General features: G+C 63.4%; 1 protein-coding gene. It reads right to left on the bottom strand.

The window, feature by feature from the left end; genetic code table 11:
* On the bottom strand, positions 1-377 hold a 377-nt coding region (locus GTGU_RS23730; protein WP_038163952.1), incomplete at both ends, for a DNA methyltransferase.

Here is a 377-nt window from a genome sequence, read left to right as displayed (position 1 = left end):
AGCTCAATGCCGGTGAACGAACCGCCTCGCGCCAGAACAGGAAGCGCGGTGGTGCCGCTGCCCATGAACGGGTCGAGGACGCGGGCGTTATCCGCCAGCGGTCGGACCAGCTCATCCATCACCCTGACCGGCTTCCCGGTCATGTGCAGTTTCTCCGCTGGCTTCACGCGCTCAGTAATGACGCCGGGGAACGGACCACCCGGCACTTTCTCCAGCATGCCTGTACTTCCCCACACGATATATTCCGCCTGATGCCTGAAATAGCCGGTGTGCGGGGCGCGGGCTGATGCTGTCTTGTCCCAGACAACAATGCCGCGCCAGAGCACACCGCCAGCCTGAATCACGTCGGTCATCACCGGAAGCTGCCGCCAGTCCGA

The sequence above is a fragment of the Trabulsiella guamensis ATCC 49490 genome, from assembly GCF_000734965.1.
GTDB classification, from domain to species: Bacteria; Pseudomonadota; Gammaproteobacteria; order Enterobacterales; family Enterobacteriaceae; genus Trabulsiella; species Trabulsiella guamensis.
The sequence above is the reverse complement of the archived record's forward strand: the minus strand, read 5'-3'. Positions and strand labels throughout refer to the sequence as shown.